11 protein-coding genes and 1 pseudogene are annotated in these 16,681 nt (G+C 70.3%); 8 read left to right on the forward strand and 4 right to left on the reverse strand.

The window, feature by feature from the left end; translation table 11 throughout:
- The gene (locus OHA37_RS17225) at positions 1-1,260 is read left to right on the forward strand and encodes a cation:proton antiporter (RefSeq protein ID WP_266906155.1); all 1,260 of its coding nucleotides are present in this window, start codon (positions 1-3) and stop codon (positions 1,258-1,260) included.
- A 51-nt stretch (positions 1,261-1,311) separates the two neighbouring features.
- Here OHA37_RS17225 and OHA37_RS17230 read toward each other — a convergent pair whose 3' ends face one another.
- From OHA37_RS17230 to OHA37_RS17245, 4 genes are all read right to left on the reverse strand, one after another.
- Positions 1,312-2,487, reverse strand: a complete 1,176-nt coding sequence (locus OHA37_RS17230) for a cation:proton antiporter (protein ID WP_266906157.1) — start codon at positions 2,485-2,487, stop codon at positions 1,312-1,314.
- A gap of 5 nt (positions 2,488-2,492) precedes the next feature.
- Positions 2,493-2,972, reverse strand: a complete 480-nt coding sequence (locus OHA37_RS17235; RefSeq protein ID WP_266906159.1) for a cation:proton antiporter regulatory subunit — start codon at positions 2,970-2,972, stop codon at positions 2,493-2,495.
- Between the two features lie 321 nt (positions 2,973-3,293).
- Positions 3,294-3,959: a class I SAM-dependent methyltransferase gene (locus OHA37_RS17240; RefSeq protein WP_266906161.1), complete on the reverse strand. Its 666-nt coding sequence runs from the start codon at positions 3,957-3,959 to the stop codon at positions 3,294-3,296.
- Between the two features lie 263 nt (positions 3,960-4,222).
- Positions 4,223-5,728: a SulP family inorganic anion transporter gene (locus tag OHA37_RS17245; protein WP_266906163.1), complete on the reverse strand. Its 1,506-nt coding sequence runs from the start codon at positions 5,726-5,728 to the stop codon at positions 4,223-4,225.
- Between the two features lie 407 nt (positions 5,729-6,135).
- Here OHA37_RS17245 and OHA37_RS17250 point away from each other — a divergent pair, with 407 nt between their 5' ends.
- From OHA37_RS17250 to OHA37_RS17280, 7 genes and pseudogenes are all read left to right on the forward strand, one after another.
- Positions 6,136-6,546, forward strand: coding sequence for a MerR family transcriptional regulator (locus OHA37_RS17250; protein ID WP_266906165.1), 411 nt, complete (start codon positions 6,136-6,138; stop codon positions 6,544-6,546).
- A 240-nt stretch (positions 6,547-6,786) separates the two neighbouring features.
- Positions 6,787-8,109, forward strand: coding sequence for a Na+/H+ antiporter NhaA (gene nhaA / locus OHA37_RS17255; protein WP_266906167.1), 1,323 nt, complete (start codon positions 6,787-6,789; stop codon positions 8,107-8,109).
- Positions 8,109-8,576, forward strand: coding sequence for a hypothetical protein (locus OHA37_RS17260; RefSeq protein WP_266913449.1), 468 nt, complete (start codon positions 8,109-8,111; stop codon positions 8,574-8,576). Before nhaA ends, OHA37_RS17260 begins: the two co-directional genes overlap by 1 nt.
- 11 nt (positions 8,577-8,587) lie before the next feature.
- Positions 8,588-8,818: pseudogene (locus tag OHA37_RS17265) on the forward strand (hypothetical protein); the annotation flags it as partial.
- A gap of 151 nt (positions 8,819-8,969) precedes the next feature.
- Entirely contained in the window at positions 8,970-9,575 is a 606-nt protein-coding gene (locus tag OHA37_RS17270) for a hypothetical protein (protein WP_266906169.1), read from the forward strand.
- Between the two features lie 62 nt (positions 9,576-9,637).
- On the forward strand, positions 9,638-11,683 hold the full coding sequence (locus OHA37_RS17275) for a flotillin family protein (RefSeq protein WP_266906171.1): 2,046 nt from the start codon (positions 9,638-9,640) through the stop codon (positions 11,681-11,683).
- Between the two features lie 93 nt (positions 11,684-11,776).
- Complete coding sequence (locus OHA37_RS17280; protein ID WP_266906173.1) at positions 11,777-16,654, forward strand: DNA repair ATPase; 4,878 nt, start codon at positions 11,777-11,779, stop codon at positions 16,652-16,654.
- Positions 16,655-16,681: the final 27 nt, after the last annotated feature.

Raw genomic sequence — 16,681 nt, forward strand, 5'->3', positions numbered from 1 at the left:
ATGCACTCCTCCGCTGTCTTCCTGATCGAGTTCGGCGCGATCATCCTCGCCCTGGGCCTGCTGGGCCGCTTCGCCGGACGGTTCCAGTTCTCCCCCATACCCCTCTACCTCCTGGCGGGCCTCGCCTTCGGCAAGGGCGGACTCCTGCCGCTCGGCACGAGCGAGGAGTTCGTCGCCATCGGGGCCGAGATCGGCGTCATCCTGCTCCTGCTCATGCTCGGGCTGGAGTACACAGCAAGCGACCTGGTCTCCAACCTCAAGACCCAGTACCCGGCCGGTCTCGTCGACTTCACCCTCAACGCCCTGCCCGGCGCCGGCATGGCCCTCCTGCTCGGATGGGGCCCGGTCGCCGCGGTCGTCCTGGCCGGCGTCACCTGGATCTCCTCCTCCGGCGTCATCGCCAAGGTCATGGGCGACCTCGGGCGCCTCGGCAACCGCGAGACCCCGGTCATCCTCAGCATCCTGGTCCTCGAAGACCTCGCGATGGCCGTCTACCTGCCGATCATCACCGCCCTGCTCGCGGGAGTGAGCCTGGCCGCCGGCAGCGCCACCCTCGCCATCGCCCTCGGCGTGGCCGGGCTGGTCCTCTTCCTGGCCGTCCGCTTCGGAAGGGTCATCTCCCGCTTCGTCTCCAGCGACGACCCCGAGAAGCTCCTCCTGGTCGTCCTCGGCCTCACCCTCCTGGTCGCGGGCATCGCCCAGCAGCTCCAGGTCTCCGCCGCCGTCGGCGCGTTCCTCGTCGGCATCGCCCTCTCGGGGGAGGTCGCGGAGGGCGCCCACAGTCTGCTGAGCCCCTTGCGGGACCTGTTCGCCGCCGTGTTCTTCGTCTTCTTCGGCCTGCACACCGACCCCGCCAGCATCCCCCCGGTCATCCTGCCCGCGCTCGCCCTGGCCGTCGTCACGGCGGGTACGAAGATCGCCACCGGCTACTGGGCCGCACGCCGCGCCGGGATCTCCGTCAAGGGACGGTGGCGCGCCGGCGGGACCCTGGTGGCGCGCGGCGAGTTCTCCATCGTGATCGCCGGTCTCGCCGTCACCGCCGGCATCGAGCCCTCTCTCGGGCCGCTGGCCACCGCCTACGTGCTGGTCCTGGTCATCGTCGGCCCGCTGACCGCCCGCTACACCGAACCGATCGCGACCTTCCTCACCGGACGCGGCCGCAAGCAGCAGATGCCTGAGGTGCTGAAGCCGGGCCTGATTCCGGCACAGCCGCAAGCGATGGACGCGATGGACGACTCCGGCACCGTCGGCCGCCCATGAGCGACGGCCACGCCTCCTGCTCCGCGACCCGGGATGGAAGCGGGACTGCGGTCACGCTGTGCTGTCTTTCGCACCGGGTGGACGGGGCTTGCCGAGAGGGATGGTGCCGGCGAGGCGGGTCAGGAGCGGGCAGGCGAAAGCCAGAATGAAGACGTAAGCGGTCACCAGGGGGCCGAGCGAGCCCTGCATCGTTCCGACGAGCCCGACGATCACCAGAGAGAACTCGCCCCGGGCGATGAGCACGGTCCCGGCGCGCAGTCGACCACGCCGGCCCACGTGGTCGCGTGCGGCGGCGAACCGTCCAGTGGCCACCTTGGTGAAGGCGGTGACCGCCGCGAGCGCCAGGGCCGCGGGCAGAACGGGCACGAGGTCGGCGGGGTCGACAGACAGCCCGATGGCCAGGAAGAACACCGCCGCGAAGAGGTCGCGCAGCGGACTGAGCACCGCGCGGGTACGGGTCGCGGTCTCTCCGGTGAGGGTGAGGCCGACGAGGAAGGCACCCACTGCGGCCGACGCATGGACGGCCTCGGCGAGGGCGGCGACGATCAGGGTCAAGCCCAGCACCCGCAGCAGCAACTGTTCGGCGTCCGGGTGGGAGACGAGACGGCCCACATGGTGGCCCCACCGGTAGGAGACGGTGAAGGCGGCGATGACGGCGCCCACGGCCGCAAGTACACCGAGGACCGCTTGCCACCACTGGCCGCCCGACGCGAGCACGGCGAGCACCGGCAGGTAGAGGGCCATGGCGCAGTCCTCCATGACGAGCACCGACAGAACCGCCGGTGTCTCCCGGTTACCCAGTCGCCGCAAGTCCTCCAAAAGGCGGGCAACGATGCCGGAGGAGGAGATGTACGTGGCGCCAGCTAGGGCGAAGATCCCGACGCCGTCCATTCCCAGCAGCCATCCGGCGACCGCCCCGGGTGCGGCGTTCAGCCCCAGGTCCACCAGGGCCGACGGCACGTGCCGCCGCATGCCGACCGCGAACTCGGGCAGAGAGAACTCCAGCCCCAGGGCGAGCAGGAGGAGGACCACTCCGATGGCCGCGCCCGTCTCGACGAACTCGCCGGCGGCAGGCACGGGCGCGATGCCGCCCTTGCCGACCGCGAGGCCGGCCAGCAGGTAGAGCGGAATCGGCGAGAGCGTGAAGCGCCGCGCCAGCGTCCCCAGCACGCTCAGGGCGGCCAGGATGATGCCGAGCTCGAGCAGCAGCGCGACCGGCGTCCGCACGGGGCTCAGCCCCGGATGATCTGTTCCACACCCGCGATGCCCTCGTGGGTCCCGATCACCACCAGCACGTCCCCGCCGCGAAGAGGCTCCTGAGGTGTGGGCGAGGCGATCACTTCCTCACCCCGGACAACCGCGACGATCGACGCGCCGGTCCGAGTCCGCGCTCGCGTGTCGCCCAGAGGCCGGCCGTCGTACACGCTGCCCGCCCGCACCTCGACCTGCCCGGACATCAGCCCCGGGACTTCCTTCGTCAGGTCGGCGAACCGCTCCGCGATCCGCGGAGCCCCAAGAATCTCCGCGACCGTGTCCGCCTCCTCACCGTTGAGCTGCAGCACCGGCCTTCCCTCGTCCGGGTCCTCCTCCCCGTAAAGGACCAGGTCGAATTCACCCGTGCGCCTGGCCACCACCCCGACCCGGTCACCGCGGTGATTGGTGAACTCGTAGCGCAGACCCACACCGGGCAGCAGAACCTCGGTGACATCCATTTCCCCATCATCAAGTGACGGCAGAGGGACGGCATGCCCGGATGGGCTGCGCGGGGATCAGGGCCGCGTGACGTAGCAGGTCTCAGCCGCGCGGCCGGCGATCCGCACCGCAGGGTGGCTTCGGCCTCCACCGCGCATATGGGCCTTGCCTCCGAGATTCGTCCCGCACAGGGCGAGGCAGAGGCGTGAGGCACGCTGTCGCGACGGCTGGCTTTGTCCACGAGAACGGGCAGCGTTTTGACGCGAGGACGGACGGGGCTCAGGGGCTCTGGCGGGCAGGAATTGTTCACGAGATTGGACAGCACTGGGCTCCCGCAGCACTCACCGGGGGACGGTCTGGGTAACGCGCCACAACCTCCGGGGGAGCCCGCCTTCCTCGAACGGGGCGACCTCATCCAGAGTCCAGCCTTCGGCGAGGCCGTCGACCAGGTCGCGAGGGAAGAAGTGGACGGCGAAGCCGCCGTGCTCCCAGATGTCGTCTCCGTGCCCGGTACCGGCCTGGTAATGGGCGTCCCCGGTATGACGAACGGTGTAGACGAAGGCCCCGCCAGGCCGCAGTACCCGTCGTACCTCGGCGACCAGGGCGTGGATCTCCTGGGTGGACAGCGCCATGCAGAGCAGCATGTGAGCGAACACGGCATCCACCGAGGCGTCCGCGAGCGGCAGAGCCTCGCGGACGTCGTGAACCGCCGTGGTGACCAGCCCGGCCACGCCTTGGGCCGCGGCGGCCTCGCGCAGCTGATCGAGACCGACCGGGCTGAAGTCAGTGGCCATCACGGAAAAGCCTTCACGGGCGAAGTGCAGCGCGTCACGGCCGTGGCCAGCACCTAGCTCCAGCACCTCGCGGGCATCGGCGGCCCGGAAGACGGCAGCGGCACGGATCGCCGGCTCGGAGGGCTTCTCGCCGTACATGCCGGGATGCGCGCCGTAGGTCTGCTGCCAGTGCGCACGCTGCACCTCGGCCAGTCCCTGCTCCGACTCCGACACTCTGACGCCCTCCTGACCGGGCCGGTATCGAACAACCGGCCCCCGTCGGGCCACCTTAGAGGGACCCCAGGTCGTCACCTCGCCCGCCCGCTGCCAGTGCTGTCGGTTCTGGTGAACATCGGCTTCGACCTGAACCGGGTGCCTCCCGAAGCACTGAACAATCCCTGCCGGAATTCGTGAACAAAGCCAGACGGCGGTCGTTTGTGAGAAGACGAAGGACCCCGGCCGTGGCTCCGGGGTCCTTCGGTTTCGCGGCGGCTGGGTCAGTGGCTGGTGAGTTCGCCGGTGAGCTTGCCGTGGAGGTCGGCGCTGGGGTCGTTCAGTCCGATGATCTCCACCGTCTTGCCGCGCTGGGCGTACTTGGTCTCGATGGCGTCCAGGGCGGCGACCGAGGAAGCGTCCCAGATGTGGGCGGCGGACAGGTCGATGACGACCTTGTCGGGGTCGGTGGCGTAGCTGAACTGGCCGACGAGGTCGTTGGAGGAGGCGAAGAACAGCTCGCCGGTCACGGCGTACACGACGGTGGTTCCGTCGGGGTCGGTGACGGCGGTGACGTTGGCGAGGTGGGCGACGCGCTTGGCGAAGATGACCATGGCGGTGACGGAGCCGACGACGACGCCGATGGCGAGGTTGTCGGTGGCGACCACGCAGATCACGGTGATGACCATGACGGCGATCTCGCCGGCGGGCATCCGCTTGAGGGTCTTGGGGGCGATGGAGTGCCAGTCGAACGTCGCGAACGACACCATCACCATGACGGCGACCAGGGCGGCCATGGGGATGTCGGAGACGACCGGGCCGAAGACGATGCACAGCACCATCAGGAACGCGCCGGCCAGGAAGGTGGACAGGCGGGTGCGGGCTCCGGAGACCTTCACGTTGATCATGGTCTGGCCGATCATGGCGCAGCCGCCCATGCCGCCGAAGAAGCCGGTGACGATGTTGGCGATGCCCTGGCCGATCGACTCACGGGTCTTGGAGGAGTGGGTGTCGGTGATCTCATCGACCAGCTTGGCCGTCATGAGGGATTCCATGAGGCCGACCAGCGCCATGGCGAAGGCGTACGGGGCGATGGTGGTCAGGGTGTCGAGGGTGAACGGCACGTCGGGCAGGCCCGGGACGGGCAGGGAGGACGGCAGGGCGCCCTTGTCGCCGACGGTCGGCACGGCGATCGCGGCCGCGACCGTGATGACGGTCAGAATGACGATGGAGACCAGCGGCGCCGGGATCACGGTGGTCACCTTCGGGAAGAACACCATCAGGGCCAGGCCGCCGATGATCAGCGGGTAGACGGGCCACGGGACGTCGTGCATCTCGGGGACCTGGGCCATGAAGATCAGGATGGCGAGGGCGTTGACGAAGCCGACCATCACCGAGCGCGGCACGAACCGCATCAGCTTTGCGACGCCAAGCGCGCCGAGCGCCACCTGAATGACGCCAGCCAGGATGACGGCGGCGACGAGGTAGCCGAAACCGTGCTCGCGGTTGAGCGGGGCAATCACCAGGGCTACGGCGCCAGTGGCCGCCGAGATCATCGCCCGCCGACCGCCCACGATCGAGATGACCACGGCCATGGTGAACGAGGCGAACAGACCGACGGCGGGGTCGACCCCGGCGATGATCGAGAACGAGATCGCCTCGGGGATCAGCGCGAGCGCGACGACCAGGCCCGCGAGGACCTCCGTGCGCCAGACCTTCGGGTCGGACAGCCAGTCGGGGCGCAGACCGCGCAGGCGCGCGACGGGGGACGTCAGGGAAGCAGAAGACAAGGGATCGGGTACCTGTCGTGCTCGGGCACACCTGCTCTGGGCAGGGCCGGGGTGTGCGGGAGAGCGCGGAGGGGCCGGGTCGGCACTCCGCGGTCGGCCCGAATCAGGCGGGCCGGAAGATCGGGAGGGAGGATGCGGCGGGCCTGCGCAGTACGCGGCCGGGCAGCTCGCATCCGGGGCGAAGCGTCACGGCGGGCAGGCGGCGGCGCTGGGCGTCATGGGCTCGCGCACGCTTGGCTCCTGCAAGAATCGGGTCTTCGCCGGGAGCACCATCGGCCCCGACACGGCAGCAGGGGAAAGGCCACAGGCCGCCGCACAAGAGCAACTCTACCTTAACGTTAGAGTAGAGATCGGTGGGCCTGCGCAGGAAGCGGCCCGCCACGACGAGAAGGGCCAGGACCGCGGGCGTGGACGACAGGCACATGCAGATCGGTGAAGTCGCCGCGCGGACCGAGCTGTCCTTGCGCACCATCCGGCACTACGAGGAGACCGGCCTGGTCGCCCCCTCGGCCCGCTCCCAGGGCGGCTTCCGCCTCTACACCGAGAGCGATGTCGCCCGCCTCATGGTCATCCGCCGGATGAAGCCGCTCGGCTTCACCCTCGACCAGATGCGCGACCTCCTGGACGCCACCGACCGCCTCGATAACGAGACCAGCCTCGACGCCGACGAGCGCGAGGACCTGCTGAAGCGCGTGCGCGAGTACGAGCAGGCCGCCACCGAGCAGGTCGACAAGCTCCGAGTCCAGCTGGCCCGCGCCGAGGACTTCGCCGAAACGCTCCGCACACGCCTGCACCAAAGCGCACCTGCCGCGTCCTGACCCGCGAGCCCGGCCGGAGACCGCGGCAACTGCTGCCTGGTGCTGTGCCTCCCGCCAGGGCTGATCACAACCTGACACCGATGTGATCTTGAGGGGCGATGCGGGGCAGACAGCCCTGCTCCCCGGTGGATACGGTGTAAAGAACGCGTCAGGAAAAGGCGCGCGGTGTGCCGGGAAGTCTGGTCGGCGTCCTGGGGGCAGTGTGCCCTCTTCTCGCTGACACACCGGAGGCCCACTGCCATGGCCGGCACCCGCTCCCCCTTCCTCGGCTTGCTACCCCTGCCCGAACGGCAGGCAATCACCCGGGCCCTGCGCACCGAGACCGTGGGCGGGCTGATCCTCCTCGGCGCAGCCGTCCTCGCGCTGACCTGGGCCAACAGTCCCTGGAGCGCGGCATATACGTCCGTACGCGACTTCCACTTCGGGATACCGGCCCTGGGCCTGGACCTGTCCGTGGGCCACTGGACGGCCGACGGGCTGCTGGCCGTGTTCTTCCTCGTCGCCGGAATCGAGCTCAAACGCGAGCTCGTCGTCGGCGAACTGCGCACCCCGGCCACCGCCGCACTGCCGGTGATTGCCGCCCTGTGCGGGATGGCCGTACCCGCCGCCCTCTACCTGACTACCGTCATGGCGGGCGGGGGAAGTGGGGCGGGCTGGGCGGTTCCGATGGCCACCGACATCGCCTTCGCCCTCGCGGTACTGGCGGTGTTGTCCACGCACCTGCCGGCCGCGCTGCGCGCCTTCCTTCTGACCCTGGCCGTGGTCGACGACCTGGGCGCGATCTTGATCATCGCGGTGTTCTTCACCTCCGACCTGAACCTGTGGGCCCTCGCCGGAGCCTTCGCGGGCCTGGTCCTCTTCTACCTGCTCCAGCGGCTGCGGGTGCGCGGCTGGTGGTGGTACGTGCCCCTCGGGCTGGCGATCTGGGCGCTGATGTACAACGGCGGCGTCCACGCCACCGTCGCCGGAGTCGCCATGGGCCTGATCCTGCGCACCACCCGCGACAAGGACGAAGAGGTCTCACCCGCCTCGCGGGTCTCGCACCTGATCCACCCGCTCTCCGCGGGCATCGCGGTGCCGCTGTTCGCGCTGTTCGCCGCCGGGGTGAGCATCTCCGGCCCGGCCCTGGGCGCGGTGTTCACCAGCCCCGAACCCCTCGGTGTCGTGATCGGCCTGGTCGTCGGCAAGACGGTGGGCATCTTCGCCGGGACCTACCTGGCCGCCCGCTTCACCCGCGCCCAGCTCAACCCCGACCTCGCCTGGGCCGATGTCCTCGGCCTGTCGGTGCTGGCCGGGATCGGCTTCACCGTCGCCCTCCTGATCGGGGAACTCGCCTTCCCCGGCGGCCAGACCGCCGAGCACGTCAAGGCAGCCGTCCTCGTCGCCTCCCTGATCGCCGCCGTCCTCGCGGCCGTCCTGCTGCGCAGGCGTAACACCGTCTACCGGCGCCTGTACGAGGCGGAGAACATCGACGCCGACCACGACGGCATCCCCGACATCTACCAGCACGACACAGCGGACACCGAGGGCACCGCCGCTCGTACGGACGGGCAGCACACCTGATGGCCGCCGGCGATGCCTCACTGCTGGCCCCCGTTATCGTCATCGCCGCCCTGGTCATCCGCACCGCCATCACCGAGCTCCGGCATCCGGGCAGCGCCCGACGGCAGTGGGCGTTCGCCACGAACTCCCGGGCAATGGCGGCCGGTGCGACGGTCGCTGCGGCCACGGTCCTGATCGGCGGGACCCGCTACGGCTGGACGGCGGCGGCCTGGGCCCTGCTCACCGGGGCACTCGCCGCCTTCGTCACAGGCAGCACCTCTTCGGCTGCCTCACCGCCCCCAGCGCCGAACAAGGAGCAACCCATGTCGGAAAGACAGATCGGGAAGGTGCTGGCCGCCATCGGCGCACCGCTCACCCTGGCCGGTGTGGCGATGCACTTCCTGCCCGGACCCGACCTCCCCGTACTCATCATCGGCCTGGCCCTGCTCATCACGGGCCTCGTCATGGCCGCAGCCGCCCGCCGGTAACACCAGGCGCCCCCGGCAAGGTCGTCATCGACCTGACCGCGGCCCACATCTGGGAAGCCTCCTGCGTCGCCGCACTGGACGCGATCGAGACCAAGTACGCGCAGCGCGGCAAGAACGTCGAGCTCATCGGGCTCAACGACCCCAGCGCCGACCTCCACGGCAAGCTCACCTGCGAACTCACCAGCCATGACCCGGTGCGCGGGCAGGCCACTGAAAGCCGGGCATCAGCACGTCGGCGTTAAAGAAGCATAAAGATTGCCGACGACCGGCAATGTGAACAAGCCTGCGTGCAGGGCAGGATGGGCTGTGCCCGGAGGGGGAGCCGAGCTTTGTGCCGTAAACCGGAAACCGGCGTTCCGGCCGAAGGCGACGCATGAGGAAGGGGGAAAGCTCATGGATGAGTTCATCACTGCCGCCCTTGGCTTTCCCACCGTGTTGTTCACCGCCGCCCTGATGGTGGTGCTCGGCTTCTGGCTGCTTGTGCTCTGCGGAGCCGCGGATCACGACGGTTTCGACTCCGATCTGGACGGCGGCGCTCTGGGCCTCGGCGGTGTACCCGTCACCCTGTCGGCGTCGCTGCTGATCGCCCTGGCCTGGTTCACGAACCTGTACGGCTCCGCACTTCTCGCCCGTACTGGATGGCCCAGCGCCTTGGTTCATTTCCTCGGCACCGTGCTGCTGTTCGGGTCGCTGCTTCTCTCGTGGCGCGTGACGCGGCTGGTCGTACGGCCCCTGGCGAAGCTCTTCCCTGACGAACCCGGGCCGTCCCGGCTGGACTTCGTCGGTCTGACCTGCGCCATCCGCACGGGGCGGGTGGACGCGGGCTTCGGCCAGGCCGAGGTCACGGCAGGGGACGGCGCCACCGCGATCGTCCAGGTCCGCCAGCACGGCAGTGATCCGCTCACGCTCGGCAGCACCGCGCTGCTCTACGCGTACGACGACGCCGGCGAGTTCTTCTGGGTCGCGCCCTTCGATGCGGCGCTCGACCCGCGCGGCTGATCCGCCGCCTTTCTCAGCCTTCCCGGGCTTCTCAGCTTCGACTTCTCACGTGGGGATTCCTCATGGATGCCATCTCATTGGGCCTCGGCACGCTCGTCATCGTCGTTCTCGTCCTGGTGATCGCCGCGCTGCTCGTGGTGACCCGGCTGTTCCGCAAGGTCGAGCAGGGCAAGGCCCTGATCGTCTCGAAGATGCGGAAGGTCGATGTGACCTTCACCGGGCAGGTGGTGCTGCCCGTGCTCCACAAGGCCGAGGTCATGGACATCTCGGTGAAGACCATCGAGATCTCCCGGACCGGCCGCGACGGTCTGATCTGCAAGGACAACATCCGCGCCGACATCCGGATCTCGTTCTTCGTGCGCGTCAACAAGACCGTCGAGGACGTCATCAAGGTCGCTCAGGCCATCGGTACGCAGCGGGCCTCGGACAAGGCGACCCTGCAGGAGCTGTTCAACGCCAAGTTCTCCGAGGCGCTCAAGACGGTCGGCAAGCAGCTCGACTTCACCGACCTCTACACGATGCGCAACGAACTGCGCGACCGGATCATCCACATCATCGGCACCGATCTGAACGGCTACAGCCTGGAGGACGCGGCGATCGACTACCTGGAGCAGACCCCGCTCTCCCAGCTGGACGCCGGCAACATCCTCGACGCCCAGGGCATCCGGAAGATCACCGAGCTGACGGCCATCGAGAGCGTACGCACCAACGAGTTCCGTCAGCACGAGCAGAAGGAGCTCACCCGCCAGAACGTCGACGCCCGCGAGGCCATCTTGGAGCTGGAGCGCCGCCAGGCCGACGCGGAGATCAAGCAGCGCCGCGAGATCGAGACGGTGCGGGCGCGGGAGGAGGCGCAGACCGCGAGCGTGGTGGAGGAGGAGCGGCTGCGGGCGCAGAGCGCCTTCCTCAAGACGGAGGAGCAGCTCGGCATCCAGCGCGAGAACCAGGCGCGTGAGGTGGCCGTCGCGCAGAAGAACCGCGAGCGGGTCATCGCCGTCGAGAACGAGCGGATCGAGAAGGACCGTCTGCTGGAGGTCATCGCGCGGGAGCGGGAGACCCAGCTGAGCCGGATCGCGGCCGACAAGGAGGTCGAGACCGAGAAGCGGGACATCGCCGAGGTCGTGCGGGAGCGGATCGCGGTGGACCGTACGGTCGCCGAGCAGGAGGAGTCCATCAAGCGGCTGCGGGTGGTGGAGGAGGCCGAGCGGACCCGGCAGGCGATCGTCATCGGGGCCGAGGCCGAGGCGCAGGAGAGGCTGGTCAAGGACATCAAGGCCGCGGAGGCGGCCGAGCAGGCGGCTGTGCACCGGGCGGCCGAGGAGCTCACCCTCGCCGAGGCCCGCAACAAGACCGCCGACCTCGATGCTCGCGCCAAGATCCGTCTCGCCGAGGGCATCCAGGCGGAGGCCGCCGCCGAGGGCCTGGCCGCGGTCGCCGTACGGGTGAGGGAAGCGGACGCGATCGAGAAGACCGGCCGGGCCGAGGCCGGGGCCACGACGGCCCGGCTGAAGGCGGAGGCGGACGGCGCCCGCGAGATGGCGCTGGCCGAGGCGACCGCCATCGGCGAGAAGCTGAAGGCGGAGGCGGAGGGCCTGACCGAGAAGGCCGCGGCGATGGCCGCCCTGGACGAGGCCTCGCGCGGCCACGAGGAGTACCGGCTGCGGCTGGAGGCGGAGAAGGAGATCCGGCTCGCCGGGCTGGACGTGCAGCGCCAGGTCGCGGAGGCCCAGGCCACCGTGCTGGCGACGGGGCTGGAGAGCGCCGACATCAGCATCATCGGCGGGGAGTCGGCGTTCTTCGACCGGATCGTCGGCGCGATGTCGATGGGCCGGGCCGTGGACGGGTTCATGGGCAGCTCCCAGACCGCCCAGGCCCTGGCCGGGCCCTGGCTGGACGGCGCCGGCTCCTTCACCGAGGACCTCACGAAGGTGCTGGGCTCGGTGTCCACGTCCGACGTGCGGAACCTGACCGTCTCCGCCCTGCTGATGAAGCTCATGCCGGGCGAATCCGGGCAGCTGGACGAGCTGATGGCCAAGGCCCGGCAGCTGGGTCTGGCCGACCTGCCAGTGACCACGCTTGCCGGCCTGAACGGCGCTGCCAAAAGCTGACCGCCACGGGGGTGCGGTCACGTTCCGGAGCCGCCGCGGAGGGGGCGGCGGCTCCGGAGGAGCACCACTTTGCATACGAGGGAGCTGGAACACATGACCACGGCCACGGCGATGGACGCCCGTACGTATGAGGTGCTGTCGTACGAGGTGCTGCGCGACCGGCTGGCGGCGCAGGCCGGCGAGCTGGCCCGGCGGGCCGAGGCCCTGAACGCCGCTCGGATCGCCGAGTTCGGAACGACGGAGCTCTCCCTCGCGGGTTCTGAGCGCCTGCGCACCGAGGGCGTAAGGGTGGTGCCCCGCGACGTCGTCGCCGTCGGGGACGTGCTGCTCTTCGGGTACGACGGCTCGGTGGCCGCGGGTGCCGAGCGTGCGGTGTCGGACGTTTTCCATCTGTACGACCGCGACCTGAACCCGCTCCCGGAGGACGCGGCCCCCGGTCTCCTCGACGACCCCGCCTTCGTACGGGAATTCGGCGCGCTGCACCGCTACTTCCAGGGCGCGCGACTGCTCCGGCTCCGGGGTGTCGACGGCAAGCTGCTGGCCGTGTTCCAGACCGGGGAGCGGGCCGAGGACATGCGCGTCCTGCGCTGGTCTCTCACCCCGTCGGGCGGGGCGCGGTTCCTGGATGCCCGGGGCGAGCGCGACCACGTCTTCCCGCCCGCCCATGACGTCGAGTGGACGCGGACGGCGCGCGAGGACCACGTCCTGGGTCGGCACCCGCACGTCTCCATCGACGGACGGATCTTCGTCTCGACGGTCGGCGGCGCGCTCACCGTCAAGACCGGGAACGACACCGAGAGCGTCGAGGGCGTCCACCGGGAGCCGGTCGACGAGCCGCTCCAGTCCCTCGCCGACGCCGAGATCGCGTACGCGACCGTGGGCCCGCTCATCCTGCTGCGGATCCGCCCTTACAAGGAGGAGACACCGCGCCACCTGGTCTTCAACGCCGTCACGAACGCCGTGGTCCGCCTCGACGGCATCGGCCGGTCCTGCCGCCGGCTTCCCGAAGACCAGGGCATCGTCTTCCCCGGCGGCTACTGCCTCGCCTCGGGCACGGTGAAGACCTTTGGCGCCGGCGACACGGACACCTCGGACCTGGAGTTCGAGCGCGCCGTCCACTCCCCCAACGGCGAGGACGTGCTGTACGTCTTCCACGACCGCACACAGGGACGGAGCCTGCTCCTGCCCTACAACCTGATCCGCAAGGAGGTCGCCACCCCGATCTCCTGCCACGGCCACGCACTCTTCGAGGACGGCACCCTTGTCGTTCTGCGCGCCGAGGCCAACGAGCCTGCCGGGGCGCACCCGGTGCAGATCTGGCACACCCCGTACGTCTCTGACACCCACCCCGTGTCCATGGGCGACGGCCCGCTCGGCCGGATCGGCAACGCCGACCTGGTCCGGGGCATCGCCGACTGCCTGTCCATCGCCCGCCAGTCCACCGAGACCACTCCCACCGGCACCATCTACGAGACCCTGGTCGCCGCCTGCATCCGGGCCGCCGACCTCCACCACTGGCTGGGCGAACCGGAAGCCGGCCTGCGCGGCCCCCTGGAGGCGGTCCGGTCCACCGCCGCACAGGTTCTTGAGGAGTCCGAGACAGTCCGGGCCCTCACCCGGCAGGCCTCCGACACGCTCGCCCAGTCCGCCCAGCAGATCGCCCGGCTGGTCCGGCGCATCCGAGGCGAGTCCCCGGCCGGTGCCGAGGAGTGGATCGACCGCATTACCGAGCTGCGCCGCGCACAAGGGCACCTGCTCACCCTCAAGGAGATGCAGTACGCGGACACGGCGGGCATCGACGCCCTGGCCGGCGACGTGGAGAGCGACATCGCCTCCACCGCCCGGCGCGCCGTGGCCTTCCTGCACCGCGAGGACGCCTTCACCGACCACCACGCCGAGGCCGAACGGCTCGCCGCCGACGCCGAGGCGATCACCACCGTCGCCGGGGCCGCCCCGGTCGCGGAGCGGCTTGAGGAGCGGGCCTTCGGGCTACAGACCCTGGTCGAGGTCGTCACAGGCCTGGACGTCGGTGACGCGACCGTACGCACCACCATCCTGGAGCGGATCGCCGAGGTCCTCGGCAGCCTGAACCACGCCCGAGCCACCCTGGCCGCCCGCCGCCGCGAACTCCTCGACCAGGAAGGGCGGGCCGAGTTCGCGGCCGAGTTCGCGCTGCTCGGCCAGGCCGTCACCGGCGCCCTCGCCGCGGCCGGCACTCCCGAGGAGTGCGAGGCACAGCGTGCCCGGCTGCTGCTCCAACTGGAGAACCTGGAGTCACGCTTCGCCGAGCACGACGCGTTCCTCACCGCGATCACCGACAAGCGGACCGAGATCCACGACGCGTTCTCCGCACGCGAGCAGACCCTCCGGGATGCCCGCGCCCGGCGCGCCGAGACCCTCGCCGACTCCGCCCGCCGGGTCCTGGAGACGGTCACCCGTCGCGCGTCGGGACTGGAGAGCCCCGACGAGATCCACACCTACTTCGCATCCGACCCGATGGCGGCCAAGGTCCGCCGCACCGCCGACGAGCTGCGGCAGCTCGGAGATTCGGTCCGGGCGGAGGAACTGGAGGGCCGCCTGCTGGCCGCCCGCCAGGAGGCCGCACGCGCCCTGCGAGACCGCAGCGAGCTGTTCGCGGACGGCGGCGACACGATCCGCCTGGGCCGCCACCGCTTCGCCGTCACCCGCCAAGCCGCCGAACTGACCCTCGTACCGCACCAGGACGGCCTGTCCTTCGCCCTGACCGGCACCGACTACCGCCGGCCGGTCACCGACCCGGAGTTCGCCGCCACCCGCCCCTACTGGGACCGGCTGCTGCCGTCCGAATCGCCCGACGTGTACCGGGCCGAGTACCTCGCCGCCCGGCTGCTCGCCGAACACGGCACGGAAGCCCTCGCCGCAGCCGACCTGCCGGCACTCGTGCGTCAGGCTGCCGAAGCCGCGTACGACGAGGGCTACCAGCGGGGCGTCCACGATCACGACGCCACCGCGATCCTGGGCGTGCTCCTCGAACTGCACGAGTCCGCCGTGCTGCTGCGCTACCCGCCACGCGAGCGGGCGGCGGCCACACTCTTCTGGGCCCACGCGACGACGGCCGAGTCCCGCGACTCCTTCATCCGCCGTGCGATGTCTCTGGCGCGGGCTCGCGACACTTTCGGGCTCGCGCCGGCCATCGACGGCCTGCAAGCCGAAATCGCCGAGGACCTCGCCAGGTTCGCCCCGGAGGCGGCCGATCCCGCACGCGCAGCCGAGTACCTCTTCGAGGAGCTGACCACAGGACCCGCGGGGTTCGCTGTCTCCGCCTCGGCCCGTGTGCTCCTCGACAAGTTCCGGCGCAGCGTGGGCTCCTCGCCCTACGACGATGAGCTCACTGCCTTGCCCGACCTCGGAACACGGCAGCACCTCGTCGAAGGCTGGCTCACCGCCTACGCCGCGGCCTGCGGCGAACACATCGACGCGGGCGACATCGCCGAAGCCGCGGCCGTCGAACTGTGCCCCTCCCTGAAGCGCTACGACACCACCGGCGAGACCACCGCCACCGTAGCCGGGCTCCTCGGCGCCCACCCACGGATCACCGGACGCTCCCTCACGCTGCGCCTGGACGAGTTCCTGGCCCGCACCGCGGAGTTCACCGCCCAAGCCGTCCCGGGCTTCCGCGCCTACCAGCGGTACCGCAGTGCCCTCCTCGCATCCGAGCGCACGCAGCTGCACGTCGACGCGTACCGGCCCCGGGTCATGTCCTCCTTCGTCCGCAACCGACTCGTCGACGAGGTGTACCTGCCCCTCATCGGTGACAACCTCGCCAAGCAGCTGGGCGCTGCCGGGGACGCCAAGCGCACCGACAACAGCGGTCTGCTGCTGCTCCTCTCACCGCCCGGATACGGCAAGACCACGCTCATGGAGTACGTCGCCGAGCGCCTCGGGCTGCTCCTGGTCAAGGTCGACGGTCCGGCCCTCGGCCACCACACCACCTCGCTGGACCCGGCCGAGGCCCCGGACGCCGCCGCCCGCCGGGAGCTGGAGAAGATCGCCTTCGCCCTCGCGGCCGGCAGCAACGTCCTGCTCTACCTGGACGACATCCAGCACACCTCGCCCGAGCTGCTCCAGAAGTTCATCCCGCTGTGCGACGCGACCCGCACCCTGAACGGTCACGACCTGCGCGGCAAGCGCTTCGCGGTCTGCATGGCCGGCAACCCGTACACCGAGTCCGGGCAGCGCTTCAGCATCCCCGACATGCTCGCCAACCGCGCCGACGTCTGGAACCTCGGCGACGTACTGACCGGCAAGGAGGACGCCTTCGCCCTCAGCTTCGTCGAGAACGCCCTCACCTCCAACCCGGTCCTCGCCCCACTCGCCGCCCGCGACCGCGCCGACCTGGAGCTGCTCGTACGGCTCGCCGCCGATGACCCGACCGCCCGGCGCGACCGACTCACCCACCCCTACCCGCCGGCCGAACTCGACCGGATCCTCGCCGTGCTCCGCCACCTATTCATCGCCCGGGGCACGGTCCTCGCGGTGAACGACGCCTACATCGCCTCCGCAGCCCAGAGCGAGGCCAGCCGCACCGAACCGCCCTTCCGGCTCCAAGGCTCGTACCGCAACATGAACAAGATCGTGGCCCGCATCTCGCCCGCCATGAACGAAGCCGAGCTGATCGCCGTAATCGACGACCACTACACGTCAGAGGCCCAGACCCTCACCACCGGAGCCGAGGCCAACCTCCTCAAGCTCGGCGCCCTCCGCGGCACACTCGCCGAACGTCAGGCGGCCCGCTGGTCCGAGATCACCACCTCGTACGTCCGCGCTCAGGCACTCGGAAGCTCCGGCGACGACCCCCTGAGCCGGGCAGTGGCCGCCCTCGGCCTGCTCGCCGACCGGGTGGCCGCCGTGGAGAGCGCCATCACTCGCGCCACGGACCCACGCCACCTGCTCGCAACCTCGAACGGCAGGCACGCCGCCCGCGAAGAATGAACGCCCGGGCACACGGTGCCCGGGCCC

The organism is Streptomyces sp. NBC_00335 (assembly GCF_036127095.1).
Lineage (GTDB): Bacteria > Actinomycetota > Actinomycetes > Streptomycetales > Streptomycetaceae > Streptomyces.